General features: G+C 68.3%; 20 protein-coding genes. 11 read left to right on the top strand and 9 right to left on the bottom strand.

What is annotated here, in order from left to right:
• Nucleotides 1-72: 72 nt before the first annotated feature.
• Complete coding sequence (gene aceB / locus NQ036_RS05500) at nt 73-1,677, bottom strand: malate synthase A (RefSeq protein WP_257047505.1); 1,605 nt, start codon at nt 1,675-1,677, stop codon at nt 73-75.
• Between the two features lie 141 nt (nt 1,678-1,818).
• Complete coding sequence (locus NQ036_RS05505) at nt 1,819-3,198, bottom strand: FAD-binding oxidoreductase (RefSeq protein ID WP_257047504.1); 1,380 nt, start codon at nt 3,196-3,198, stop codon at nt 1,819-1,821.
• Nucleotides 3,199-3,317: 119 nt separating this feature from the next.
• Here NQ036_RS05505 and NQ036_RS05510 point away from each other — a divergent pair, with 119 nt between their 5' ends.
• Complete coding sequence (locus tag NQ036_RS05510) at nt 3,318-4,049, top strand: IclR family transcriptional regulator (protein ID WP_257047503.1); 732 nt, start codon at nt 3,318-3,320, stop codon at nt 4,047-4,049.
• Between the two features lie 63 nt (nt 4,050-4,112).
• On the opposite strand, the gene NQ036_RS05515 is transcribed toward NQ036_RS05510, so the two are convergent.
• Both NQ036_RS05515 and dapA read right to left on the bottom strand, forming a co-directional pair.
• Nucleotides 4,113-5,804, bottom strand: a complete 1,692-nt coding sequence (locus NQ036_RS05515; RefSeq protein ID WP_257047501.1) for a ribonuclease J — start codon at nt 5,802-5,804, stop codon at nt 4,113-4,115.
• The gene (gene dapA, locus NQ036_RS05520; RefSeq protein ID WP_257047500.1) at nt 5,801-6,721 is read right to left on the bottom strand and encodes a 4-hydroxy-tetrahydrodipicolinate synthase; all 921 of its coding nucleotides are present in this window, start codon (nt 6,719-6,721) and stop codon (nt 5,801-5,803) included. Before dapA ends, NQ036_RS05515 begins: the two co-directional genes overlap by 4 nt.
• 98 nt (nt 6,722-6,819) lie before the next feature.
• Here dapA and NQ036_RS05525 point away from each other — a divergent pair, with 98 nt between their 5' ends.
• From NQ036_RS05525 to NQ036_RS05540, 4 genes are all read left to right on the top strand, one after another.
• Complete coding sequence (locus tag NQ036_RS05525; RefSeq protein ID WP_257047499.1) at nt 6,820-7,452, top strand: ATP-binding cassette domain-containing protein; 633 nt, start codon at nt 6,820-6,822, stop codon at nt 7,450-7,452.
• Nucleotides 7,452-8,975 carry a hypothetical protein gene (locus NQ036_RS05530; RefSeq protein WP_257047498.1) on the top strand — a complete coding sequence of 508 codons (1,524 nt, stop codon included), beginning with the start codon at nt 7,452-7,454 and terminating at the stop codon, nt 8,973-8,975. The genes NQ036_RS05525 and NQ036_RS05530 overlap by 1 nt, the downstream gene beginning before the upstream one ends.
• Nucleotides 8,976-9,044: 69 nt before the next feature.
• Complete coding sequence (locus tag NQ036_RS05535; protein WP_257057603.1) at nt 9,045-10,286, top strand: DUF1624 domain-containing protein; 1,242 nt, start codon at nt 9,045-9,047, stop codon at nt 10,284-10,286.
• Between the two features lie 134 nt (nt 10,287-10,420).
• Nucleotides 10,421-12,952, top strand: a complete 2,532-nt coding sequence (locus NQ036_RS05540) for a heavy metal translocating P-type ATPase (RefSeq protein WP_257047564.1) — start codon at nt 10,421-10,423, stop codon at nt 12,950-12,952.
• A gap of 8 nt (nt 12,953-12,960) precedes the next feature.
• Here the strand turns inward: NQ036_RS05540 and NQ036_RS05545 are convergent, their stop codons facing one another.
• Genes NQ036_RS05545 through dapB form a run of 4 tightly spaced genes read right to left on the bottom strand, consistent with a single transcriptional unit; the run spans nt 12,961 to nt 16,357 of the window.
• Complete coding sequence (locus NQ036_RS05545) at nt 12,961-13,791, bottom strand: SDR family NAD(P)-dependent oxidoreductase (protein ID WP_257047493.1); 831 nt, start codon at nt 13,789-13,791, stop codon at nt 12,961-12,963.
• 49 nt (nt 13,792-13,840) lie between these two features.
• The gene (locus NQ036_RS05550) at nt 13,841-15,139 is read right to left on the bottom strand and encodes a hemolysin family protein (RefSeq protein WP_257047492.1); all 1,299 of its coding nucleotides are present in this window, start codon (nt 15,137-15,139) and stop codon (nt 13,841-13,843) included.
• A complete protein-coding gene (locus NQ036_RS05555; protein ID WP_257047491.1) occupies nt 15,132-15,608 on the bottom strand; it encodes a tetratricopeptide repeat protein in 477 nt (158 codons plus the stop codon). The genes NQ036_RS05550 and NQ036_RS05555 overlap by 8 nt, the downstream gene beginning before the upstream one ends.
• Complete coding sequence (gene dapB, locus NQ036_RS05560; protein WP_257047490.1) at nt 15,608-16,357, bottom strand: 4-hydroxy-tetrahydrodipicolinate reductase; 750 nt, start codon at nt 16,355-16,357, stop codon at nt 15,608-15,610. The genes NQ036_RS05555 and dapB overlap by 1 nt, the downstream gene beginning before the upstream one ends.
• Before the next feature lie 193 nt (nt 16,358-16,550).
• On the opposite strand from dapB, the gene NQ036_RS05565 reads away from it, so the two are divergent.
• From NQ036_RS05565 to lpdA, 6 genes are all read left to right on the top strand, one after another.
• On the top strand, nt 16,551-17,876 hold the full coding sequence (locus NQ036_RS05565) for an MFS transporter (protein ID WP_257047488.1): 1,326 nt from the start codon (nt 16,551-16,553) through the stop codon (nt 17,874-17,876).
• Between the two features lie 106 nt (nt 17,877-17,982).
• Entirely contained in the window at nt 17,983-19,293 is a 1,311-nt protein-coding gene (locus NQ036_RS05570) for an MFS transporter (protein ID WP_257047486.1), read from the top strand.
• Nucleotides 19,294-19,305: 12 nt separating this feature from the next.
• Nucleotides 19,306-20,427, top strand: coding sequence for a thiamine pyrophosphate-dependent enzyme (locus tag NQ036_RS05575; RefSeq protein ID WP_257047484.1), 1,122 nt, complete (start codon nt 19,306-19,308; stop codon nt 20,425-20,427).
• A 1-nt stretch (nt 20,428) separates the two neighbouring features.
• Nucleotides 20,429-21,406 carry an alpha-ketoacid dehydrogenase subunit beta gene (locus NQ036_RS05580; protein WP_257047483.1) on the top strand — a complete coding sequence of 326 codons (978 nt, stop codon included), beginning with the start codon at nt 20,429-20,431 and terminating at the stop codon, nt 21,404-21,406.
• 28 nt (nt 21,407-21,434) lie between these two features.
• Nucleotides 21,435-22,814: a dihydrolipoamide acetyltransferase family protein gene (locus tag NQ036_RS05585; RefSeq protein WP_257047482.1), complete on the top strand. Its 1,380-nt coding sequence runs from the start codon at nt 21,435-21,437 to the stop codon at nt 22,812-22,814.
• A gap of 3 nt (nt 22,815-22,817) precedes the next feature.
• Entirely contained in the window at nt 22,818-24,245 is a 1,428-nt protein-coding gene (gene lpdA / locus NQ036_RS05590; RefSeq protein WP_257057605.1) for a dihydrolipoyl dehydrogenase, read from the top strand.
• Nucleotides 24,246-24,374: 129 nt separating this feature from the next.
• Here the strand turns inward: lpdA and NQ036_RS05595 are convergent, their stop codons facing one another.
• Entirely contained in the window at nt 24,375-25,121 is a 747-nt protein-coding gene (locus tag NQ036_RS05595) for a VOC family protein (RefSeq protein WP_257047478.1), read from the bottom strand.
• Between the last annotated feature and the right edge of the window lie 338 nt (nt 25,122-25,459).

The following is a 25,459-nucleotide window of genomic DNA, read 5'->3' on the forward strand; positions in this document are numbered from 1 at the left end:
CCGGTGGGCGCGGCCTCGGCCGGAGATTCCCGCAGGCCGCGTGTACCAGCCCTGCCCGCGGCGACGATCCACTCAGTCCAGCAGTTCGTATGCCGGCAGGGTCAGGAAGTCGTAGTAGACCTCGGCGGTGGCCATGGCAACGAACAGTTCGGTGGCCCGGGCGAACGACTCGGGCCCGCCGGGCAGTCCCGCGGTCTCCTCGGCGACCAGCCGGTCGACCAGTTCCCGGGTCACGGTGGCGCCCGTATCGGCCAGGGTGACTTCGAACTTCAGCCACTGCCACACCTGGGTTCGGCTGATCTCCGCGGTCGCGGCGTCCTCCATCAGATTGTGAATCGCCGCAGCACCGTTGCCGTTCAGCCAGGACTGAACGTACTGGATGCCCACGTTGATGTTCGCCCGCAGGCCGGCCTCCGTGACATCGCCGGGGGTGTCCTTGACGCTGAGCAGCTCGGCCGCGCCCACGCTCACATCCTCGCGCAGCTTGTCGATCTGGTTGGGCTTATCGCCCAGCACCTTCGTGAACTGCTCCTTGCACAGATCGACCATGCCGGGGTGGGCGACCCAGGAGCCGTCGAAGCCGTCGGTGGCCTCACGGGTCTTGTCGCCGGTGACCTTCTCGGTCGCCACCGCGTTGACCTCAGGGTCCTTCGACGGGATCTGCGCGGCCATGCCGCCGATCGCATGCGCCCCGCGCTTATGGCAGGTGCGCACCAGCAGTTCCGTATAGGCGCGCATGAAGGGCACGGTCATGGTCACGAGGTTGCGGTCGGGCAGAATCCAGTCCGTCCCCTTGTTCCGGTGGGTCTTGATGACGGAGAAGATGTAGTCCCAGCGCCCGGCATTGAGTCCGGCGGAGTGCTCACGCAGTTCGTAGAGGAATTCCTCCATCTGGAAGGCCGCAGGGTAGGTCTCGATCAGGCAGGTGGCGCGGATGGTGCCGCGCGGGTTGCCCAGTGCGTCCTCGGCGAAGCTGAAGACGTCATTCCACAGTCGCGCTTCGAGGTAGGACTCCATCTTGGGCAGGTAGTAGTAGACGCCCTGGCCCTTCTCGATCTGGCGCTGTCCGGCGGTGGCGAAGTACAGGGCGAAGTCGACCAGGGAGCCCGATCCCTGTTCCCCGTCGATCAGCATGTGCTTCTCATTCATGTGCCAGCCGCGCGGGCGCACGATGATGGTGGGCAATTCCGCATCGGGGCGCAGGCGGTATTCCTTGCCGGTGTCCGCGGCGGTGAAGTCGATTTCCCGGTTGATGGCGTCGAGCAGGTTGATCTGGCCGCCGACCACCGAATCCCATGCCGGGGTGTTGGCGTCCTCCTGGTCGGCCAGCCAGGCCTTGGCTCCGGAGTTCAGGGCGTTGATCGTCATCTTCTTGTAGGTGGGGCCGGTGACCTCCACCCGACGGTCCTCCAGGCCGGGCGCCGGCGGGGCGACGCGCCACGAGTCATCGGCGCGGACCGCGGCGGTCTCCTCCAGGAAGTCCAGTTCGCCACCGTTGTCCAGGTGTTCCTGGACGGCCCGGCGGGCGGCCAGGCGTTCGGCGCGCGCCGGGGTGAACTTCCGGTGCAGGTCGACGATGAGCTGCAGGGCCACAGGGGTGAGGACCTTGGCGAATTCGGGCTGCAGTTCGGCGGTGATCTCCAGGCCCTGGGGTGGGGTGATGCTCGACGGGGACATTCGGGCTCCTTCGGCTCGATTTCATATCGTGAAATTAAGATCACGCTCAGTGAAACCATAGCAGGCATTGCGTGTCCCGCGCCACACCCCGCGCCACGAGCGGCAGCACGCTGCACACCCGCCGCCCCGATGCCCGAACCCTCAGGAATGCGAGCGCTGCGAGGCGAACACCACCCCTGGATTGAGGATCCCCTGCGGGTCCAGCGCGTCCTTGATCCGCTGATTGAGCTCCATCACGTCCTCGCCCAGATAGTCGGGCAGCCACGGCCGTTTCAGCCGGCCCACCCCGTGTTCTCCGGTGATCGTCCCGCCCAGTTCCATCGCCAGTTCCATCACCTCGCCATAGGCCGCGTGCGCGCGTTCGGTCTGCGCCGCATCCGCCGGATCGAAGACGATGAGCGGATGCGTATTGCCGTCGCCCGCGTGTGCCATCACCGCGATCGTGACATCCCGGTTCTTCGAGATATCGGCCATGCCCAGCACCAGGGCGCGCAGTTCCGGCAGCGGCACGCCCACGTCCTCCAGCAGCACGGTGCCCTGCTTCTCCACACAGGGGATCGCGCCCCGGCGGGCCGCGACGAACATCTCGCCCTCGTCCGGATCCGTGGTGTGCAGGCACTCCGAGGCGCCGAAACCGGTGCACACCCGTTCGATCTGCGCGATTTCGGCGGCCGCGAACTCCGCGGGCTCGTCGGATTGGACCACCAGCATCGCGGCGGCATCACGGTCCAGGCCCATGTGCAGTTCGTCCTCGACCGCGTTGATCGTGACCCGGTCCATGAACTCCAGCATGGAGGGCCGGGCGACCCGTGTGATGTCGAGGATCGCCTGACAGGCGGCGCCCAGATCGGGGAAGGTCGCGACCAGGGTCGAGGGAGCCCGTTGCACGGGCACCAGCTTGAGCACCGCCTCGGTCACAATGCCCAGCGTCCCCTCCGAACCGACGAACAGCTTCGTCAGCGACAGGCCAGCCACGTCCTTGAGCCGGGGACCGCCCAGCTTTACCGCCCGCCCGTCGGCCAGTACCACCGTCATGCCCAGCACGTAATCGGTCGTCACGCCGTACTTCACGCAGCACAGACCACCGGCGTTGGTCGCGATGTTCCCACCGATCGAGCAGAATTCGAAGGACGAGGGGTCCGGCGGATACCACAGGCCCTCCGCGGCCGCCGCGGCCTTGACCTCGGCGTTGAAGGCACCGGGCTGGACGAAGGCGGTACGGGTCAATCGGTCGATCGTGACCTCGCGCATCGCGTCCAGGGAGATCACGATCGCCCCGGTCAGTGCGGTCGACCCGCCCGACAGGCTGGATCCCGCGCCCCGCGGCACGATCGCCACGTCATTGGCCGCAGCCCAGCGCACCGCCGCCTGTACGTCCTCGGTGCACGTGGCCAGCACCACCGCCAGCGGGTGGCCGGCCTGCGGGTCGTTGGCCCGGTCGAACCGGTAGGCCTGGGTCTTCACCGGGTCGGTCAGGACCCGCCCGGGTGGCAGCAGACCGCACAGTTCTTCGAGACTCATGGGACTCCCCCTCATCGATCGTCGTTGATCAGTCCCCCTGATCTTCTCGCACAATCGGTTATGGCGAAATCCATATTCCACATTATGAAAACATGTGAGCCGCGGTTTAGGATCGCCCCATGGTGCAACATGTGCAGTCAGTCGACCGGACCCTTGATGTGCTCGAGGCACTGGTCGCCGCCGGCGGTACGGCCAGGGAGAAGGACCTGGCAGCGGCCTGCGAGCTGCCCGCCCCCACGGTCCACCGGATCCTCGCCACCCTGACGGCCCGCGGTTACGTCCTGCAGTTCGCCGATCGCTCCTATGCCCTGGGCTCGCGCCTGGTCCGCCTAGGCGCGGTGGCCGCCCGGCAGGTCGGGGCCTCGGTCCAGCCGATTCTGACAGCACTCGCCAAGGACCTGGGCGAGACCGTGAACCTGGCGTTCCTGACCCGCGATTCGATGACCTATGTCGCCCAGGCGGCATCGCCGCGGTCCATGCGGATGTTCACCGAGGTCGGCCGCAGCGTGCCACTGCACAATTCCGGGGTCGGCAAGGCGGTTCTGGCCTCCCTCCCGGACTCCGTGGCCGAGCCCCTGCTGGACGCGAGCGTGGGCGGCCCGCGCGCCCGGCGCCACATCAACCTCGAGGCCGAACTCGCCCAGTGCCGCAACCGCGGCTTCGCGCTCGACGACGAGGAGCAGGAGGTGGGCGTGCGCTGCCTGGCCGTCGCGGTCGCCGGCGCCCCGAGCCCGGCCGGGCTGTCTGTCTCCGGCCCGACCTCGCGCCTGGGCCCCGATGTCTACCCCGCGGTCGCCGCGAAACTCACCGAAACCGCCGCCGAACTGAGCGCCCACTGGGCGCAGGGATGAGCAGAGCGAGGTGGCCCGGAACCCAACAGGGTTCCGGGCCACCTCGCTTCGGTGCGCCGGTACTCAGTCGCGCACGACGACAACCATCGGAACGATCATCGGCTTGCGGCGCAGCTTGGAGCTGATCCAGCGGCCCAGTGTCCGGCGGATCGCCTGCTGCAGCTTGTATTCGTCCTTCGTGCCCTTGTTCAGGGCATCCTGGATCGCCTCGGTGATCTTCGGCTTGATCGTGTCGAAGACCTTGTCGTTCTCCGCCACGCCACGGGTGTGGATGACGGGGCCGGCCAGGATCGACTGGTTCTTGGCATCGACGGTCAGGAACACGGACACGAAGCCCTCGCCGGCGAGCACGCGGCGGTCCTCGAGGTCGGCCTCGGTCACGGTGCCGACCGAGGACCCGTCGACGAAGACGTAATCGCAGTCGACGGCGCCCACGACTTCGGCGTGGCCGTTCTTCAGATCGACGACCCAGCCGTCGTCGGCCAGCACGATGTTCTCCTCCGGCACGCCGGTGGCCTGGGCCAGCTTGGCGTTGGCGATCAGGTGACGCCATTCGCCGTGGACGGGGAACACGCCCTTGGGCTTGACGATGTTGTAGGTGTAGAGCAGTTCGCCGGCCGATGCGTGGCCGGACACGTGCACGTTCGCATTGGCCTTCGAGATCACCGTGGCACCGGCCTTCATCAGGCCGTTGATGACACGGGAGACCGAGTTCTCATTGCCCGGGATCAGCGAGGAGGCCAGGATGACGGTGTCATCGCTGTTGAGCTGGATCCGGTGGGTGCCGTTGGCCATCCGCGACAGGGCGGCCATCGGCTCGCCCTGCGAACCGGTGCACATGAGCACGACCTGGTCCTCCGGCAGGGAGTCGACGTCCTTGAGGTCGACCAGCACGCCGAAGGGCACGTTCAAATAGCCCAGCTCCTGGGCGATCTTCATATTGCGGACCATCGAGCGGCCCACCAGGCAGACCCGACGTCCGTGTGCGCTGGCGGCGTTGAGGACCTGCTGGACGCGGTGGACGTGGCTGGAGAAGGACGCCACGATGATCCGGCCCTCGGCCTGGCCGAAAAGCGACTCCAGGACGGGGCCGATGTTCTTCTCCATCTTGGTGAAGCCGGGGACTTCGGCATTGGTGGAGTCGGTCAGGAACAGGTCGATGCCCTCTTCGCCCAGCCGGGCGAAGGAGCGCAGGTCGGTGATCCGGCCGTCCAGCGGCAGCTGGTCCATCTTGAAGTCGCCGGTGTGCAGGCAGGTACCGGCCTCGGTGCGGATGCACACGGCCAGGGCGTCGGGAATCGAGTGGTTGACCGCGACGAATTCCAGGTCGAAGGGACCCAGTTGGTCCTTGTCGCCCTCGTGGACCACGCGGGTCACTGCCTTGATGCGGTGTTCCTTGAGCTTGGCCTCGACCAGAGCCAGGGTCAGCACCGAACCCAGGATGGGGATGTCCTTGCGGTTGCGCAGCAGATAGGGCACCGCGCCGATGTGATCCTCGTGGCCGTGCGTGAGCACCATGCCCACGACGTCCTTCCAGCGGCCCTCCAGATAGCTGAAGTCCGGCAGGATCAGGTCGACGCCTGGCTGCTCTTCCTCGGGGAAGAGCACGCCACAGTCGACGATGAGGAGTTTGCCGTGGAATTCGTACACGGTCATATTGCGGCCGACTTCGCCCAGGCCGCCCAGGGCGACGATGCGCAGTGCGTTTCGATCGAGCTTCGGGGGTTCGCCCAGCTCCGCCAGTAGATCTCTCACTGAAGTATTCTGCTCCCTAACAATTCCGTGCGCAGGAACTCGACCTGGTCCTCCGTTGCCGGCAGGACGGGCAGTCGGGTCGCGCGGTTCTCTATCAGGCCCTGGAGCTCGAGTGCGGCCTTGGCCGCGACCACTCCGGGCATATGGTTCATGATCGTGTCGACGACGGGCACCAGTTCAAGCGCCAGCTGTCGTGCCGTGGCCATTTCGCCTACGTGCGCGGCGGCCACCATCCGTGAAATCTGTGGTGTTGCGACGTGTCCGACGACGGACACGACGCCGATCGCTCCGGCCGCCAGCAGCGGCCAGTTCAGGGCGTCCTCGCCGGAATAGTAGACCAGGGGCGAACGCCCCATGACCTCCATGGTCGAGGCGATATCGCCCTTGGCATCCTTGACGGCCAGGATATTCGGGTGGGTTCCCAGTTCGACCAGGGTGTCGACGGTCAGCGGAATACCGGACCGACCTGGAATATCGTACAGCATAATGGGAAGGTCCGTTGCCTCGGCCACCGTCTTGGCGTGCGCGATGACACCCGCCTGGCTGGGCTTCGAATAGTAGGGAGTGACCACCAGCAGGCCGTGGGCACCCACCGCCTTTGCCCGTCCGGCCAGTTCGATCGTGTGACGGGTGTCGTTGCTACCGACGCCGGCGATGATCCGGGCCCGCTCACCGACCGCGGCGAGCACACAGGACAGCAGTTCGTCCTTCTCATCGTCACTGGTCGTCGGGGACTCCCCCGTGGTGCCGGAGACGACGAGCATATCGCAGCCCTGATCGACCAGATGCCGGGCCAATCCCGCGGTCGCCGAGAAGTCGATGCCACCGGCCTCGTCGAACACCGTCGCCAGAGCCACACCGACCGTACCGAAAGCGGAGATAGCCGTCCTCGCTTCACCGTCACCCATAATCGCCATGGGCCCAGTTTAACCGGCTGCACCGCAGGTGTGCATGGCGGGACGCGAAAGTCGGTGACATCCGCAACACGATGACGCAGCATGGCAGACTTGCGGGCATGATGCATCCAGCGGATTTCGTCTCGGTCGAGAACGCCGGCGTCCCCGGCAGGCTGGCCCCCTTGACCTTCACGGTGCCGGCGGGCACTGCGAGCGCACTGACGGGGCCCAACGGCAGCGGCAAGACCACCGCGCTGCGCCTGGTCGCCGGGCTCGAGGCCCCCGCCGGCGGCCGCATACAGGTGGCAGGTGCCGCTCCCGACAGGCGCAGCGCGGCCTTCCGCGGCCTGGTCGCGACCTTCTTCGACACCACGCCCCTGGATCCCGCCCTGACGTTTTCCGAGCACGCCGGGGTCCTGGCCGCCAGCTGGGCATCCCAGGATCCCGGGGTGCGCGCCCGCTATGGCGATTACGCCGCAGCGCTGGGCGTGGCGCACCTGGCCGAACGCTTCCCCCATGAGATGTCCTCGGGCGAGCGCCAGCTCATGCGCCTGTCACTGGTGTTGGCCAGGCCGGCCCGGCTGTTGCTCCTCGATGAGCCGGAGGGCCGGCTGGCCAAGGGCGTGATCGGCGTGCTCGCGGGACTGTTGCGCGAGCGCCTGGATACCGGCGACACGGTCCTGGTGTCCACGCATCGACCCGATCTGGTCACGGGATTGGGCGCCGCCGAGGTGAAGGTGGGAGAGGCCTGATGGCCACGAGAGCGCACCGCGGCGCCGAGCTGGGCTACCGCGTCTATCTCCTGCTCATGCTCGTTGCCGTGGTGGGCGCCCCCTCCTATCTGGGGATGCTGGGCCTGGTCCGCGCTCGACTGGCGGTTCTCGCGGGGCTCGCCCAGCTGAGCGAGCCGCTGGCCCCGGCCCTGCTGGCAGGTTGCGCGGCGCTGGGTCTGAGCCTGGCCACGCGCGGCGGACTGCAGGCGCCCGGGGCGTTCCGGCTGGCGACCCTGCTCGATTCCCCGCGGGCGCGCTCCTCCTGGCTGCTGCCCCGACTGCTCTGGCCCGTCGCCGGTGTCGCGGCTCTGACCTGTCTGCTGTGTTCGATCCCGGCCGCAGCCGGTGCCGGGGCCTGGTGGACGGCCTGGGCCCTGCTGCTGATCTCCGGTACCACTCTGGCGAGTCTGGTCTGCGCGGCCGGCGTGCTCGTGGCCCGGCGCACCCTGTTATCCGCCCTGGGCGCGGCGTGGGCCCTGACGGCCGTCCTCACAGCTGTAGCCCTGAGCGGGGGCTTCGCCTCGGCGCGGTTCGGTGCGGCGTCCGGCTTCGCCGCGGCCCTGGGCTGGGCCTGGGCGGGTCCCGTGGTGTTCGCCTCCACGGTGGCCTGTGCTCTGGGCTGTGTACTCGCCGCAGGCGCGCTCGTCGGCGCACTGCGCCACCTCGACGAATCGGCACTGCTCGAACGTTGTGGGGCCGCATCCGCTTGGCGCGGGGCCATGCTGACAGGCGATCCGGTGGCAGCGTCCCTGGCCTGCGCCGAGGCCCCCGTCCACCTGGCGCGGCTGCCCCGGGACGGACGGGGCGGGCGGCGGAACACTGCGCACAGGTCCACAGCGTTCGCTCTGTTGCGCGCGGCGCTCCCCCGGGTACGGGCGACGGGTCTCGGCGCGCTGCGCCGGCCGCAGTCGCTGCTCCTGGCCGGGGTCGCAGCGCTCGGGGCCGGCCTCGCCCTGGGGACGACGGGGCTGGTCGACGAGCGGCTGCTGTGGCTGCCCCTGAGCTGTTTCGTCTTCCTGGCCAGCTGGGCCCGGGCCCCCTTCGATGCCGCGCTCAGTGCTGCGGCCAGGGTGCAGGAGTCCGATCTCTCCGGCCTGCCACCGGCTCTGGAGTTCACAGCGGTACTCGCAGTGCCGTTTCTCCTCCTCGCACTGCTCACCTTGCTGGGGACCTGGGCGCCTGCCATCGTGGGCCTCATCCCCGGATCCGGCGCCCTGTTGCCCCGTGCCATCCTGATGGTCCCAGCGCTTGTGGGGCTGCGCGTCCGCGGGCTCCTGGCCCCGCCCCTGCCACTGTCGCGGCTGGCCTCGATTCCCACGGCCTTCGGCGATATGCAAGGACTGCGGGTTCTGTCCTGGGTGCTCGACGGGCCGCTGCGCCTTGGCCTGTTGGCGGCATGCGCCGCGCTGGCCTGGTCGCATCCGCTGATCCTGGCGGCGCTGGCCGCAGCGCTGGCCTACTATGCCTGGTTCGGCGTGCACCGCAGGGTCCGCAGCGCCTGAGGTGTTCCACCGGGTGTGCCGGACCGCGGGCAGCACCGGGTGTGCCGTGTGCCATGACAGACTGGGATCATGAGTCGAGCAGACCCGCCCGTGCGCACTTCCCCCGCTTTCCGACTGGCGCCGCCGGGACGGGATCTGGGCGTCGACCTGGCCCGTGGCCTGGCCCTGTTCGCGATGTTCGCCACCCATATCCTGCCCTTGGCCGGTGCGGACGGACAGCCCGCCTTCGCCGGGCATTTCGCCGGGCGCGCCTCCGCGTTGTTCGCGGTGCTGGCCGGTTGCTCCATCGTCTTGTCGACTCGCCGCCCGCTGGGTGCCGGCCGCTTCGGCCAGGCCGCGGCGGGCCTGGTGGTGCGCGGTGTCATCATCGTCATCATCGGCCTGGCCCTGGGCGAGGTGACCAGTTTCCTGGCGATCATCCTGAGCGTCTACGGCCTCATGTTCGTCCTGGCCGCAGCCTTCCTGCCCGCGCCCACCTGGCTGTTGGGCGTGCTGGCGCCGGTCTGGCTGACGGTCTCCCCCGTTCTCAGCTTCCTCATCCGCCGCAGCCTGGGACTTGCCGCCGACCACCGTGTCCCCGACCTGACCTCCGCACTGCATCCAGGGGAGTTGTTCACCGCAATCGCCCTGACCGGCTACTATCCGGCCCTGCAGTGGTTCGGCTATGTGCTGGCGGGGATGTTCGTGGCCCGGTTGTTCTACGGCGATCCTCACCGCGGTACCGACTCCCGGCAGCACGGACTCACCATCGACGCAGCGCTGGTGGCGGCGGGAGCAGTCCTCGCCCTGGTCGCTCGCGGCCTGTCCGCCCTGCTCCTGCCACTGGCCCGACCGGCGCTCGAGGCGAGCCTGGCCGGCCGGCAGCGGGACCTCGCGCAGATCCTGGTGGAGGGCAACTTCGGACTGACTCCCACGGATTCCTGGTGGTGGCTGACGATCTGCGCTCCGCACAGCGGCACACCGTTCGATCTGCTGCACACCGCAGGCGCAGCGCTCGCGGTGCTGGGACTGTGTCGGCTGATAGCGCGCGGTCTGAAACGCCCGGGGATCGGGCGGCAGGGTGCCGGTCCGTCCCTGATCCTGGCCCCGGTGACCGCACCCGGCTCGATGCCGCTGAGTATGTACGCGATCCACGTCGTCGTCTTGGAGATTACCGCGGCGGCGGGTCTGGCCGCCTGGCCCGAGTACGCGACCCACCTCCTTCTCCTGGCCGCCGTGGCGATTCTCTGGCGCGCCTGGGTCGCGCCGCGGGGCCCGCTGGAGTCCCTCATCCACATCGCAGTGTTGCCGGTGCGCGCACTGAGCCGGTGAGCCCGCGCGACCGCGCCGGGGTCCGCAGGGCCCGCCCGGCCCTCCCCGGACCCGGACTGCAGGCCATCTCACTTCACCTATACCCCCTGGGGGTATATGGTGGATGTGAGTGAGACAGAGGAGGACCCTTGGATATGCAGACCAGCCACACGGTCAGCGACCCCGTGTGCGGGATGACGATCGATCCGGCCACCGCCGCGGCCCACGAGGACGTCGGCGGTCACACCTATTACTTCTGTTCGGAGCACTGCCACCACACGTTCCTGGCCGATCCGGCCACGTACACGGGGAGCGCCGAACACTCCCAGCACGAAGGACACGGGCACAGCGCACACACGCACCACGGCGCCGCCGAATCCCACAGTGCACATGAGCACGAGGCACACGAGCACGATCCCAGCGCACACGCCGGGCACGACGCCCACGAGCACGCGCACCATCACACGGCCGCACAGACCACTGCGACACAGACGGCTACGGCACAGACCGCCCCGGCCGCCGGCGCCGCACATGGCACCACACATGGCACCGCCACCGAATACACCTGTCCGATGCACCCGGAGATCCGCCAGGACCATCCGGGGACGTGCCCCAAGTGCGGCATGGCCCTGGAACCCGTGACGGTCACCGCCGAAACCGGGCCCAATCCGGAATTGGTCGACATGACGCGCCGCTTCTGGATCTGTGCGGCGCTCGCAGTGCCGATCATGGTCTTCTCCATGCTCTTGCCCATGGTCCCGGCGCTGGCCGGCCTGGTCCCCATGGGGGTCTCGGCCTGGATCCAGTTCGCCCTGGCCACTCCGGTGGTCCTGTGGGGTGCCTGGCCGTTCTTCCGCCGCGGCTGGGATTCCGTCCGCCACCGCTCCCTGAACATGTTCACGCTGGTCTCCCTGGGCGTGGCCGCGGCCTATCTGTACAGCCTGGTCGCCCTCCTGGCCCCCGGTGTGTTCCCCGATTCGATGAAGATGCACGGGCACGTCGAGGTCTACTTCGAGGCCTCCGCCGTCATCGTCGCCCTGGTGGCGCTGGGCCAGGTGATGGAGCTGCGCGCCCGCGAGACCACCTCGGGCGCCATTCGGGCGCTGATGGATCTGGCACCGGCCACCGCGCTGCGGATCGAGGCCGACGGGACCGAACACGAGGTCCCCGTCGAGCACCTGCAGCCCGGCGATACCGTGCGAGTGCGCCCCGGTGAGAAGATCCCCGTTGACGGCACCGTCATCGACGGGCGCAGCAGCGTGGACGAGTCGATGGTCACCGGAGAGTCCCTGCCCGTGGCCAAGACCGCCGGGGACGCCGTCGTCGGCGGCACCGTCTCCGGCAGCGGCACCCTGCGGATTCGGGCGGAGAAGCTGGGCGCCGATTCGACCCTGGCGCGCATCGTCGACATGGTCGCCCACGCCCAGCGCTCCCGCGCGCCCATCCAGTCGCTGGTCGACAGGGTATCGGCCGTATTCGTTCCGACCGTCATCGCCGCAGCCGTCATCGCCTTCATCGTCTGGATGCTGGTGGGCCCGCAGCCGCGCCTGAGCCATGCCCTGGTCGTCGCGGTCAGCGTGCTCATCGTCGCCTGCCCGTGCGCCCTGGGCCTGGCCACCCCCATGTCGATCATGGTCGGGGTGGGCCGTGGCGCCAGAGCGGGCGTGCTGATCCGCGATGCCGCAGCCCTGCAGACCATGGAGCGCGTCGACACGATCGTCGTCGACAAGACCGGCACCCTGACCGAGGGCAGCCCCAGCCTGACCGGCGTCGTGCCCACCGGTCAGCTCGACGAGCAGCGGGCCCTGACATTGGCGGCGGCCGTCGAGTCGTCCTCCGAACACCCCCTGGGGGCGGCGATCACCGCTGCGGCCCGCGAGCGCGGCCTCGACGTGCCGAGCGCCACCGAGTTCGATTCGGATCCCGGCGGCGGGGTGCGCGCACAGGTCTCCGGGCACGAGGTGAGGGTCGGCAATGCCGGCTACGTCGCCTCGGCCGGGGACGACGGGCTGCCCGCCGAGCTGCACGGTCGGGCCGATGAGATGCGCGCCGATGGGGCCACCGCGGTCTATCTGGGAGTCGACGGGGAGATCGCGGCGATCCTGGCGATCGCCGATCCGATCAAGGAGACCACTCCCGCGGCGCTGCGCGAACTGCACGAGCAGGGACTGCGCATCATCATGCTCACCGGCGACAATGAGACGACCGCGCGGGCCGTCGCGCAGCGCCTGGGCATCGACGAGGTCCGCGCCGGCGTACAACCGCAGGACAAGAGCGATGTGGTCGGCGAACTCACCGCCGCCGGGCGGACCGTCGCGATGGCCGGCGACGGGGTCAACGATGCTCCAGCCCTGGCCCGGGCACATGTCGGCATGGCCATGGGCACCGGCACGGACGTCGCGATGGAGGCCGCCGGCATCACCCTGTTGTCGGGTGATCTGGGCGGGATCGTGCGCGCCAGGTCACTGTCGCGGGCCACGATGCGCAACATCCGGCAGAACCTGGTCTTCGCCTTCGTCTACAACGCGATCGGCATCCCGGTCGCGGCCGGCGTGCTGTACCCGGTGTTCGGACTGCTGCTCTCGCCGATGCTGGCCGCGGCCGCCATGGCCCTGTCCAGCGTCAGCGTCATCACCAATGCGGCGCGCCTGCGCCTGGTGCGCCTGGAGCACCGCGCGGCGGACTGAACTCGCTGCTACCAGTCGATGCCAAGCATCTGCGAGCACCGATCCCAGTGTTCGGCGACGATGTCCGGATCGTAGACCTGGGGTTTGGTCAGCCCGATCCGGCCCGGCGCGCGATAGTACTCGCCGGGCTGCCAATCGGCCTTCGGATTGCCCTCGATGAAGAACCGGAGGCGCTCGCCGGCCGTTTCCGGCGAGTCGAAGAAGCCGCTGAAGGCTCCCGTGTAGAGCGTGTGCAGATAGCCCCTGGCCTGCGCGGCGAAACTCGTCCGCACGAGCCCCGGATGGAAGGCCACAGCGGAGACGCCCCGGGAGCGAAAGCGCTTGTGCAGACCGCGGGTGAAGATGATGTTCGCCAGCTTCGCATTGCCGTAGGCACGGTTCGGGGTGAATGCCCGCCAGGTGTTCAGGTCGTTCAGATCGAGGCGGGCATAGAGCCGGGCGGCGATACTGGCGGTGTTGACGATGCTCGCCCTGCTGTCGACGAGGATGTCCATGAGCTCATGGGTCAACAGCATTCCGGCCAGATGATCGACTTGGAAGGTCCGTTCGTACCCGTCGACGGTCAGCGCCCGGTCCTTGAACAGCGCTCCGGCGTTATTGGCAAGCACATCGATCCGGTCGCAGGTCCGCCGCAGTTCGGCTGCCAGCGACCGGACCTCGTCCAAGCACGCGTAGTCGGCCACATGGTGTTCCACGCCGAGGGACTGTGCGATGCGCAGGGTCTTCTCCGCCGACCGCCCGATCAGGATGAGGCGGACGTCGCCGGCCGCGAGCTGCGCCGCAGCGGCCGCACCGATCCCATCACTGGCACCGGTTATCACAATGGTTCGAAGCGCCAACGGCGCACCCCCTGCTCGGTGTCCGGTCCTCGTGTGGGTCCAGCGTAGCCTAATCGCCCGTTTCCGGGCCCTCGTGCGGCCCTTCGGCCTGCTGCACCGAAACCCGCGAGATGCGCCTGCCGTCGACCGCTGCGACCCGCAGCAGCGCATCACCGATCCGCACGACATCGCCCACGCGCGCCAGTCGGCCCAAGCGTTCGACCATGAGACCCGCAACGGTATCGGCGGTCCCGCGCGGCAGTTCCAGACCCGTGGCCTCCTGGAAGTCCACCAGGTTCAACCGGCCAGACACCGTGCCACCGTGCCCGGCGGCCAATTCGGTGCGGGCGTCGTATTCGTCGAACACCTCGCCGACGACCTCCTCGACCAGGTCCTCGAAGGATACGATTCCGTCGGTTCCGCCGTATTCGTCGACAACCACCGCGATCTGGTCGCCGGCCGCGCGCATTTTCGTCAGGGTCGGCAGCACCCTGGCAGATGAGGGCACGAACAGGATGGGCCTGATGATTGTGGTGATGGATGCCTGCGGATCCTGCAGCGCCGCCTCGAGCAGATCGCGGACGTGGACGAAGCCGGCGACGGAGTCGAAGGACTCACCGACCACCGGATACCGGGAGAAGGGCTGTTCGCGCACGCGTTCGGCGGCCCGGCCGATGCTCAGGTCCGCGTCCAGCGTGGAGACGGCCGGCCGGGGCGTCATGACCTCGGAAACCTGCCGACCCCGGAGCGAGAGCACATCGTCGAGCATCTTGCGTTCGGCCGCCGGCATCCGTTCATCGGCTGCCACCAGACTGCGCAGTTCCTCGTCGCCGACGGCCTGGCGCTCCTGCTGTGGGTCACCGCCGAGCAGTTTTACCACCAGGTTCGTCGATATCGAAAGGAACCAGATGACCGGGCGCAACAGCCGCGCCAGGCCGCCCACCAGGGGGCCCACCGCATAGGCCAGCCATTCATTGCGCTGCAGGGCGATGCGTTTGGGCGCCAGTTCCCCCAGCACCAGGGACAGGTAGGAGATGATGAGGGTCAGCAGCACCGTGGCCAGCACACCGGCGACATTGGCCGGCGCCCCCAGAGCTGTGAACAGAGGGGCGACATAGGGTGCGATCGCCGAAGCGCCGAAGGCCGCAGAGGCGAATCCGGCGACCGTCACGCCGATTTGCACGGCGGACAGGAAGGTGTTGGGGTTGCGCGCCAGGGCGGCCAGTTTCGCCCCGCGGGGCCCACGGGATTCGAGTTCGGCGATCTGGCCGGCGCGCAGGGTGACCAGTGCCATCTCCGTGGCGGAGAAGAACCCGCCGATGAGCACGAAGACGAACACCAGCACGATGTTGAGGACGAGCTCACCCATGACCGGCCCGACGCTGTTCCCGTTCCAGCCCGATCGCCTTGCGCATGTTCTCCCTGGCGCGCTTGCGGTCGCCCGCCGCATCGTAGGCGCACGAAAGGTTGAACCAGGACTTCCACTCATCGGGCGCGGCCGAGGCCTCGGCCCGGTACTTTTCGAATTCCGCATCCGCGGCGGCACGGTCGATCCGACCGCCCGGGGAGCGCGGCAGATCGTCCACCGGCAGTTCGCCCCGGGATTCGAGGATGCCGGCCAACCGCTCCATGGAGGTGCCGAACATGAGTTCGCGGATCAGCGCCCAGGCGCCGATGATGGGCAGGACGACCAGGGCCGCTCCCATCACCTTGGCGATCGGCTGGGAGTCGGTGAGCATGATCCAGGCGCGCTGGAGCATGAAGACGAAGTACAGCAGCAGGCCCAGCGATACGATGAGCGCGCCGATCTTCGCCTTGGACATTTTGAAGGCCGCCATCAGATGTCCAGCACCGTCTCCAGGCCCACGCTCAGCCCCGGGTGCGCGGCGATGCGCCGCACCGCCTCGATGATGCCGGGCATGAACGATTCGGTTGCGAAGGAATCCGTGCGGATCGTCAGCGCGTCGTGGGCCGAGCCGAAGTGGATCTCCTCGGTCGCGTTCATCCCCAACTGGCGAATCGAGTGCACGTGGATGCCGTCAACCACTGCCCCACGCCCGCCCAGCGGATCGGAGGCTGTGGCGTCCGGCACCGCGGACAGGCCCGCGGTGGTGCGCGCCGCGGCGATGCGCTGGGCCGTGGTCACCGCGGTGCCCGAGGGCGCGTCGAGCTTGCGCGGATGGTGGATCTCCACCACCTCGGCGGAATCGAAATAGGGCGCGGCGAGTTCTGCGAACTTCATCGCCAGCACCGCGCCGATCGAGAAGTTCGGCGCCACCAGTACACCCACCCCGGGGTGGGTGTCCACCAGCTCGCGCAGCGCGGCCAATTTGTCCGCATCCCAGCCGGTCGTGCCCACCACCGTGTGGATGTCATGACCCACCAGGAAGCGGACATTGGCCTCGCTGGCCGCCGGCACCGTCAATTCGACGGCCACCTCGGCGCCGGAGTCCAGTACCGTCTCCAGGGCGTCGCCACTGCCCAGTGCGCAGGCCAGCTCCAGCCCCTCAGCCGCCTCAATCGCCGCCACGGCGTGCGAGCCCATGCGCCCGTGCGCCCCGATGACCGCAACCCGGATGTCTGCCATTACGTGTCCTCCCACCAGATGGAATCAGGTTGAAACCGCAGCCCGCCCTCGGGCCGGGCCCCGTCCCATTGTTCCAGACAGCGCCACCACCTGGAACGGGACCGGCCCACACCGCGGTGTCGGCGGGATCACACCCGGCGTAGTCTGAGCTGTGACCACGTGGTTCATCGGGCCGGCGACGCGAAGGACGGCAATGTTCAAACAGATCCTCTGGCCGGTCCTCGTCCCCTCCGTGCTGGTCAACATCGGCCTGGGCGCAGTGGTGCCGGTCCTGGTGCTCGCCGCGCTGAGCGTGGGGGCCACTCAGGCCTTCGCCGCGATCATCGTGGGCCTGGCCGGAGCGGTCTCCCTGGCCGGCACCGTGCCCGCGGGGATCCTGATCGACCGACTGGGAGATCTGCGCGCCATGCTCGCCGCCACCGGCGCCGCGATCGTCGTCACCGCTGCCACGGTGTTCGCCCTGGCGGCCGATCAACCCTGGTCCCTGGCCGTCTACACCCTGTCCATCATGGCCCGCGCACCGATCAACGACGTGTGGACACTGGCCCGCCAGGCCTATGTCGCCGACACCGTGGAGCCCCGGCACGTGAGCCGGGCCATGACCGCCCTGGGCGGAAGTATGCGCGTGGGCAATCTGGTCGGCCCGATGCTCTCCGCGGGCCTACTGCTGGTCTTCCCGATCTGGACGGTCTTCGTGTTCTCGGCGTTGGCCGCGCTGGCCGCCGTCATCGTCATGTCCCTGCCGATCGGCCGGGCCACACCCAGGGCCCGGGGCCCGGTCGCCGGGGCACCTGCATCGGAGACGGCACCGCAGCGTCCGACCGGCCCGGCAGCCGCCGACACCGCCGCAGGCGGCAGCGCCGCCGGCTCCCCGGCGGAGTCCTCTCCGCATTCGCACGGCCCACGCATCAGGGACTTGGACGTGCGCTGGGACTCCGTCTGGTTGGCCGGGATCGGCATCGCGACGCTGACGGTGGCCAGGGCCGGTCAGCCGATCATCGTGCAGCTGTGGGGCGTGCACATCGGGCTGCACGAATCGGCGATCTCCCTGCTCATCGCCCTGGGCGCCGCCCTCGAACTCATCATCATGTTCCTGGGCGCCTACCTCAAGGACCAGCTGGGCCGCACCACGACACTCATCACCTGCCTGGCCGTGTTCGGCGCGGGCTTCCTCATCATGGTGCTACTGCCCACCGGCGGCGGATTGATCGCAGCGGCCATCGTCATGGCGCTGGGCAACGGCCTCGGCGCGGGCATCAACCTGACCGTGGGCGCCGATCTCAGCCCCGAGGCCGGCCGCGCCAGATTCCTGGGCGTGTGGGCACTGTTCAACAACCTCGGCAAACTGGGCGGCCCATCGCTGATCTCCGTGCTGATCGCCGCCTCCGGGATCCGCTTCGGGATCCTGGCCACCGGGGTCACGGCGGTGGCCGGTGCAGCCTGGGTTCTCGTCTGGCGGCGCCGGATCGGCCTGCCGGGCCGCCAGCGCAGAATCGGGACACCCCCGACCGATCAGTGAGATTTTCTCCGGAAAAACCCTCCGACCCCTTTTCTGAACGAGCATCCAGCGTTATAGTGGAGCCATTTCTACCGAACGTAGAACCACCTCAACACGAAGGAGTGTCATGGCCGTTCAGGCTTCCGACGCTCCGGCCCTCGCGGGCCGGGGCAGGGTCCTCCTGGGCACTGTACTGGCCCAGCTGGGGCTCGGCACCGTCTACTCCTGGTCCATCCTCAACCCGCCTCTGGCACAGCGCCTGCTGGGCGACCACACCCAGACATTCGGCATCGCGATCACCTTCTCCATCATGATGATCTGCCTGTCGGTGTCCACTCTGTCGATCGGCTGGCTGCAGGCCAGATTCGGCGTCCGCAAGGTCCTGGTGGCCTGTGGCATCGTGCTGGCCTGCGGACTGTTCGTCTCCGGCTTCGTGGGCAATGTCTGGCTGCTCTACCTGTTCGCCGGGATCGTCGTCGGCGCCGCCGACGGTGTGGGCTACCTGCTGAGCCTGACGAACTGTCTGCGCTGGTACCCCGACAGGGCCGGCACCATCTCCGGGGTCTCCGTGGGCGCCTACGGCGTGCCGGCCGTCATCCTGCCCTTCGTCGTCACCCCGGTGCTCGGGGATGCGGCGTCCGGCTACCCCGGGCTGACCATGTGCTTCATCATCTGGGCGGTCGTCGCACTGCTGCTCATCGCCGGCGGCGGACTGCTGCTGCGCGATGCCCCGCACACGGGCAACGCCGGTCAGGCAGCCGGCGAATACACCCGCGGGCAGATGCTGCGCACGCCCCAGTCCTATCTGCTGTTCATCGGCATCACCGCGTTCTGCTTCGCCGGCCTGTTCATCATCGGCAACGCCGGCGGCGCCGCCCTGTCGGGGCCCACGGCCACTGACCGGCCCACGGCCTATCTGATCGGCACCGCGATCAGCCTGGTGTCGCTGGTCGCCGTGGTCAACACGATCGGCAGGTTCTTCTTCGGCTGGCTCTCGGACCACATCAAGCGCACCCTGATCGTCGCCGTCGCCCTGAGCGTCCTGGCGGTCTTCGCGCTGCTGTTGGGTCTGACGTGGCTGCCCAGCCCCTGGCTGTACATCCTGGGGTTCCTGTTCTTCGGCGCGGCCTTCGGCGGGTGCATCACCATCTACCCGGCCATCGTCGGGGACTTCTACGGGCACAACAACCAGTCGAAGAACTACTCGGTGATCTACCAGGGCTTCGCGGCCGGCGCCGTGATCACCCTGATCTTCAATTCGCTCATGGCCGCAGGCGCCCTGACGTTCGGCACCGCGCTGCTCATCGGCTGCGCATTCATGGCCCTGGCCGCGGTAATCCTGTTCGCCATCAGAGCGCCCGGCGCACCACCACAGACCGGCGGCCCGGACGGACCGGCGCCCGCCACACCATCGACCACACACGTCACACAGAAGTAGGAGGCACATACCATGACGGAGCAAACCGCCACCCCGGTCGTCGACTTCGCGGCGATCAGGGATTCCCAGGGCAAGGACGTCCAGGGTCCCATCAGCGTGCTCGACGAGAACCACAGGATCGTCGACCAACAGGTCTTCGACACCTTCACCGACGAGGACCTGACCGACCTGATGCAGAAGATGCTCTGGGAGCGCACTCTGCACGACCAGACCACGATCTTCTCCCGCCAGGGCCGCCTGGGCTTCTATGCCCCGACCATCGGACAGGAGGCCAGCCAGATCGGCAGCGTCACCGCGTTCGAGGCGATGGACTACCTGTTCCCCACTTACCGCGATCTGCCCCAGATGATCCAACACGGGGCCATCACCGTCGAACAGGGTTTCCTGTGGTCGCGCGGCCACGTCGAGGGCAACCGGATCGCCGACGGCGTCCGCAGCTGGTTCCCCCAGATCATCATCGGCGCCCTGCACGTGCAGGCCGCAGGGGCGGCCCTGGGGATGAAGATGAACGGAGAGCCGAATGTCGCGTTCTCCTATTCCGGCGACGGCTCGACCTCGCAGGGCGATACCTATGAGGGCCTGAACTTCGCCGGGGTCTACCGGGCGCCCCTGGTGATGATCATCCAGAACAACGGCTGGGCCATCTCGGTGCCCCGCGAGCGCCAGACCGCGTCCCGGACCCTGGCACAGAAGGCCTCGGCCGCCGGTGCCCCGGCCGTCCAAGTCGATGGGATGGACGTGCTGGCCGTGCACGCGGTGGCCAGGGCCGCGCGCGCATACGCAGCGGCGGGCAACGGTCCGGTGCTCATCGAACAGCTGACCTACCGCTTCGGCCCACATTCCTCGGCCGGCGACGATCCGAGCCGCTACCGCACCCACGATGAGGAACAGCCCTGGCTCGAACGCGATCCACTCAACCGGATGCGCGATCTGCTCACCGAGAAGGACCTGTGGTCCCTCGAGCAGGAGGCCGAACTGACAGAGAAGTACAAGAAGGAGTTCCGCGCCGCCATCGCGGCCGCGGAGAAGGCGCCCAAGCAGACGGTCGAGGAGTTCCTGAGTAACACCTTCGAGGTCCCCACCCCGAACATCCGCGAACAGATCGCAGCAGCAGGCGAGCGGGAGGGAAACTGACATGACGACGCGTTCATACATCCAGGCCATCACCGACGCCCTGGACCTCAAATTGGCCGACGATGAGAAGACCCTGATCTTCGGCGAGGACGTGGGAAAGAACGGCGGCGTGTTCCGCGCCACCCAGGGCCTGCAGGACAAGCACGGCACCGATCGGGTGTTCGACACCCCGCTGGCAGAGTCCGGCATCCTGGGCTTGGCGATCGGGCTGGGCGCCACCGGCTGGCGCCCGATCCCGGAGATCCAGTTCATGGGCTTCACCTTTGAGGCCGTGGACTCCCTGGTCGGGCAGATGTCGCGCAATCGGTTCCGCACCGCCGGCGCGCTGACCCAGCCGATCACGGTGCGCACGCCCTATGGCGGCGGGACCCACACGGCCGAGCTGCACTCGGACAGTCTGGAACACCTGTTCACCGGAGTCCCCGGCCTGCGCGTCGTGGCCCCGGCGACGGCCTACGACGCCAAGGGGCTGCTGATCTCGGCGATCGAGAGCAACGACCCTGTGCTGTTCATGGAGCACCTCAAGCTCTACCGCTCCATCAAGGAGGACGTCCCCGACGGCATCTACCGCGTCCCGCTGGACACCGCGAATGTGGTGCGCGAGGGCACCGACATCACTCTGGTGGCCTATGGCGCCCAGGTCCACGAGGCGCTCAAAGCCGCCGAGGCCCTGGCCCAGGACAAGGTGTCCGCCGAGGTCATCGACCTGCGCACGATCTCCCCGATCGACACCGACACGGTCTTCGCCTCCGTGGACAAGACGGGACGACTGGTCGTGGTGCAGGAGGCGCAGAAGATGGCCGGGGTGGGCGCCCACGTCGTCTCCGCGGTCGCCGAGAACCGGATCCTGAGCCTCGAGGCCCCGATCGGGCGGGTTTCCGCGCCAGACTCCGTCTACGCCTTCGCCGCCGATGAACACGCCTGGCTGCCGAATGCCGACGGCATCGCGGCCAAGGCCCGCGAGATCCTTAGCTACTGAGCCAGCCACAACACGATTGGAGTAAGCAATGGCATTCACATTCACCATGCCGGAGCTGGGCGAGGGCCTGGCCGAGGGCACTATCTCCAGCTGGCACGTCAAGGAGGGCGAGACCGTCGCCGAGGACGACACGCTGGTCGAAATCGAGAACGACAAGTCCGTCTCCGAACTCCCCTCCCCCGTCGCCGGGACCGTGACGAAACTGGGGGCGAAGGAGGGCGAGACCGTCACCGTGGGGCAGATGCTCGTCGTCATCGACGACGGCTCCCCCGATGAACCGGCCGGTGACTCCGCGAGTGGTTCACAGAGCGCGGAGAAACAGGATGAGGATATGGCGCCCACCGGTCCCGCCGGAGCGTCCCAGCCGGCCGGCGCGGCCCCGGCAGGAGGTTCGGCCCAGGCTGCGGCCAAGGCCCCGGCCGAGGACTCTGCCAAGACTCCGGCACCCACCGAACCGCCCCTGGCCGCGGCCGCGGAACCGGCTGCGCGCGTGCTGGCCATGCCCTCGGTCCGCAGATATGCGAGGGAGAAGGGCGTGGACATCCAGGCCGTCACGCCCACCGGCTCCCACGGGCACGTGCTGCGGGCCGATATCGACAAGCTGGCGGGCGCGGGGCAAACCACCGAGCCGACAGCGTCCGGGACGCCCGCAACCGCGACCCAGGCCGCCGCTGCGACACCGGCTGCCCCTGTGGCGCCGCGCGAGGGCGACCGGCGCGAACCGTTCTCCGGCATCCACGCCGCCACCGCCAGGGCGATGGCGACCTCGCAGGCCACCATCCCGCCCGTCACCCTGTTCGGCGAGGTCGAGGTGACGAAGCTGCTGGCGCTGCGGCAGGCCTACAAGGAGCGCGCAGCCGACCGGGACATCCACCTGACCCTGCTGCCGTTCATCGTCAAGGCGCTGGTCGCTGCCCTCAAGGAGTTCCCGGCATTGAACTCCTCACTGGACATGGACGCGGGCGAACAGGTGTTCCACTCGGCGTACAACGTGGGCATCGCCACGAACACCGAGCGCGGGCTCTACGCCCCGGTGATCAAGGACGCCGATGCGAAGAACCTGTTCCAGATCGCCCAGGAGATCGGCCTGAACACCGAAACCGCCCAAGCCGGCAAGCTGACGGCCGAGCAGATGTCCGGAGCCTCCATCACGCTGAGCAATCTGGGCAGCGCGAACGGCGGCTACTTCACCCCGATCGTCAACGCCCCACAGGTCGCGATCCTGGGCGTCGGCCGGGCTGTGCCGGGGCCGTACGTGACGAAGAAGGGCAAGCTCAAGGTCGGCCAGATGCTCAAGCTCTCGCTGAGCGTCGACCACCGGGTGATCGACGGGGTGGCCGGCCAGCAGGTGCTCAACCTGCTGGTGGAGCTGCTGCACGATCCGAATCTGCTGCTGATGGAGGGCTGAACGATGAGCGAACTGGAAACCCACGGCACCGTGGTCATCGGCGCCGGACCCGGCGGTTACGTCGCCGCGATCCGCGCAGCCGAACTGGGCCAACAGGTCACCGTGATCGAACAGTCCGACACGCTGGGCGGGATCTGCCTGAACGTGGGCTGCGTGCCGTCGAAGGCGCTGATCTCCGCCGGTGAGCGGCTGCGCCAGACCAAGGACTCCAGTGTCTACGGGATCACGGCCGGGGACGTCTCATTCGACTTCACCTCGCTGCAGGACTGGAAGCAGCACAAGGTCGTAGACCGGATGACCCGCGGGGTCGCCGGCCTGTTGAAGAAACACGGGGTCGAGGTGGTGCGCGGTTCGGCCACGCTGGTCAGCGATACCGAACTGCACATCATGCCGGCCGGCCCGCAGCAGTTCATGAGCGTGTCCGATCCGCGACGGATCGCCTTCACCGATCTGATCATCGCCACGGGTTCGCGCCCGGTGGAGATCCCCGGCTTCATGTTCGGTGGTCGGGTGCTCGACTCAACGGGCGCTTTGAACCTGCCCGAGGTCCCCTCCGAGTTCGTGGTGATCGGCGGCGGGTACATCGGGACCGAGCTGGCCGGGGCCTATGCCGACTTCGGCTCCCATGTGACGATTCTGGAGGGCACCGAGCAGATCCTGCCGAACTTCGAACCGGACCTGGTCAAGGTGGTCGAGAAGCGCCTACGGGCCAAGGGCGTGGACATCCTGACCGGGGTGCGCGCGCGCCGGGCCGATCAGCACGACGACGGGGTGCACGTGTCCTACGAGAAGAAGGGCGGACAAGAGCAGACGATCGCCGCCGACTACTGCATGATCACCGTGGGCCGGACCCCCAATTCGGATGCCCTGGGCCTGGAGGCCACCAGCGTGGAGGTCGACAAGCACGGACTGATCAAGGTCGACGAGCGCGGCTTCACCGGAGTCGATCACATCTACGCAGTGGGTGATGTGACGATGGGCCCGGCCCTGGCACATATGGCCTTCATGGAGGGCAAGACCGCGGCCGGCGCAATCGCCGGACGCCCGGACGCCAATGAGTACTTCAGCGTCCCGGCCGTGTGCTTCGCGGATCCGGAGATCGCCACCGTGGGAATGACGGCCGCGCAGGCCGAACAGAACGGACTGACGGTGACCACCTCGAAGTTCCCGTTCGCCGGCAATGCCCGCGCTGTCTCGCTGGACGAGGCGGAGGGATTCGTGCGCCTGGTCTCCACCATCGACACGGGCACCCTGGTGGGTGCCCAGATCGTGGGTCCGGGCGCCTCGGACCTGATCTCGGAGTTGAGCGTGGCGGTCAACTGTCAGCTCAACGTCGAGGACGTGGCGCTGACGATCCACCCGCATCCGACCCTGGGCGAACCGATCCAGGAGGCCGCGGACATCGCATTGGGCTATCCCACGCACCTGTAGTCCTGCGCCGAGCGGCCGAGTTGCTAAGCGGCCGAGTTGCAGGGACGGCCGGGACACGCCGGGGATTGAACCCCGTTGACGGCGCGGCCCGGCCGTTCGACGTCTCCGGGTCCTCTCCCCGGACAGGTCTCAGATCTGCTGGATGCCGTGTTCGGTCGACAGCTCCACCTGGCCGCCCGGGGTGCCGAGTACAGCGCGGTAGCCGGGAGTAGACGCCTGTTCGACCTCCGCCTCGATGCCCAGCACGGCCAGGGCCGCGGCGAAGGCCTGCGGATCGGGACCGAAGAAGGCCAGCTCCTCCAGCGTGGCGACCGCCGAACCGTTACCGTGCAGGCGCTCGGCGGGGTGTACCGAATCGCGCCAGTCGATCAGGAAGGGCAGACCGCCGCCGAAGGGTAGTGGCTCGTCTGCGGCGTGCTCGGCGCGGGTCAGACGCCACTGCAGCAGGCCGCCCTCCGGGGTCGCCCGCGACATCTCGTGCACCCGGCCGACGGGGACCTCGGCTGCGTGGGCGGCGTCAACCGTGGCGGGGAAGTCCGCGGGGTGGATCGCCCAGCGCTGCAGGTGTGCGGAATCGACATTGCCCAGCTGCGATTTGCCCAGTGCGGCACCGGCCTGCTGCGGGTCCGGGCCGAGGATCTCCAGGTAGGTCCGGGAATCGGCGGGCCAACCGGCCGGCACCACGGGGACCAGGAAATTCGCGGTCCCCAGACCCACGTGGGCTCCTCCGAATTCGGGGGCCAGGCCGGTCAGCCGGGCGAATTCCGCCGTGGCCTCGGCCAGGTTGGGCACGGCGTAGACCAGGTGGTCCAGTTCGGCCGGGATCTGGGTCGCGGGCGTCTGCGGAGTCGCTCCGGTATCGGTGTTCGAAGTCATGGCGCGAACCTATCAGAGGTCCGCGCCCGTCTCCGCGCCGACGCCACAGTGTGACATCGGCTGTGTCGCCGAGATGACACCCGATTAGGCACCGCCCGGGCTTCTGGGGTTCAATGGAGCAGTGAACTTCTCTGTGTCCGCCCGTCCGCAGTGCCTGTGCTGCTGGCGCCGTCTGCACATCGACCTGATGGCAGTCACCACCTGCTGCTGTCACTGACGCGACGCCGCTGAGCGTCCCCCGTCTCCCCCGTTCACATTCCTCAGAAAGACCTTTCGTGCCTCCTTTGCGCCCCTTTGCGCGCCCACATCGGCCATTCGACCATTCCACAAGCCAACAG

This window comes from Brevibacterium sp. 91QC2O2, from assembly GCF_024580695.1.
Lineage (GTDB): Bacteria > Actinomycetota > Actinomycetes > Actinomycetales > Brevibacteriaceae > Brevibacterium > Brevibacterium moorei.

Coding starts and splice junctions, on each gene's coding strand:
- aceB (WP_257047505.1), bottom strand. CDS start 1,677: ATGTCCCCGTCGAGCATCACCCCACCCCAGGGCCTGGAGATCACCGCC.
- NQ036_RS05505 (WP_257047504.1), bottom strand. CDS start 3,198: ATGAGTCTCGAAGAACTGTGCGGTCTGCTGCCACCCGGGCGGGTCCTG.
- NQ036_RS05510 (WP_257047503.1), top strand. CDS start 3,318: ATGGTGCAACATGTGCAGTCAGTCGACCGGACCCTTGATGTGCTCGAG.
- dapA (WP_257047500.1), bottom strand. CDS start 6,721: ATGGCGATTATGGGTGACGGTGAAGCGAGGACGGCTATCTCCGCTTTC.
- NQ036_RS05525 (WP_257047499.1), top strand. CDS start 6,820: ATGATGCATCCAGCGGATTTCGTCTCGGTCGAGAACGCCGGCGTCCCC.
- NQ036_RS05530 (WP_257047498.1), top strand. CDS start 7,452: ATGGCCACGAGAGCGCACCGCGGCGCCGAGCTGGGCTACCGCGTCTAT.
- NQ036_RS05535 (WP_257057603.1), top strand. CDS start 9,045: ATGAGTCGAGCAGACCCGCCCGTGCGCACTTCCCCCGCTTTCCGACTG.
- NQ036_RS05540 (WP_257047564.1), top strand. CDS start 10,421: ATGCAGACCAGCCACACGGTCAGCGACCCCGTGTGCGGGATGACGATC.
- NQ036_RS05550 (WP_257047492.1), bottom strand. CDS start 15,139: ATGGGTGAGCTCGTCCTCAACATCGTGCTGGTGTTCGTCTTCGTGCTC.
- NQ036_RS05555 (WP_257047491.1), bottom strand. CDS start 15,608: ATGGCGGCCTTCAAAATGTCCAAGGCGAAGATCGGCGCGCTCATCGTA.
- dapB (WP_257047490.1), bottom strand. CDS start 16,357: ATGGCAGACATCCGGGTTGCGGTCATCGGGGCGCACGGGCGCATGGGC.
- NQ036_RS05565 (WP_257047488.1), top strand. CDS start 16,551: ATGTTCAAACAGATCCTCTGGCCGGTCCTCGTCCCCTCCGTGCTGGTC.
- NQ036_RS05570 (WP_257047486.1), top strand. CDS start 17,983: ATGGCCGTTCAGGCTTCCGACGCTCCGGCCCTCGCGGGCCGGGGCAGG.
- NQ036_RS05575 (WP_257047484.1), top strand. CDS start 19,306: ATGACGGAGCAAACCGCCACCCCGGTCGTCGACTTCGCGGCGATCAGG.
- NQ036_RS05580 (WP_257047483.1), top strand. CDS start 20,429: ATGACGACGCGTTCATACATCCAGGCCATCACCGACGCCCTGGACCTC.
- NQ036_RS05585 (WP_257047482.1), top strand. CDS start 21,435: ATGGCATTCACATTCACCATGCCGGAGCTGGGCGAGGGCCTGGCCGAG.
- lpdA (WP_257057605.1), top strand. CDS start 22,818: ATGAGCGAACTGGAAACCCACGGCACCGTGGTCATCGGCGCCGGACCC.
- NQ036_RS05595 (WP_257047478.1), bottom strand. CDS start 25,121: ATGACTTCGAACACCGATACCGGAGCGACTCCGCAGACGCCCGCGACC.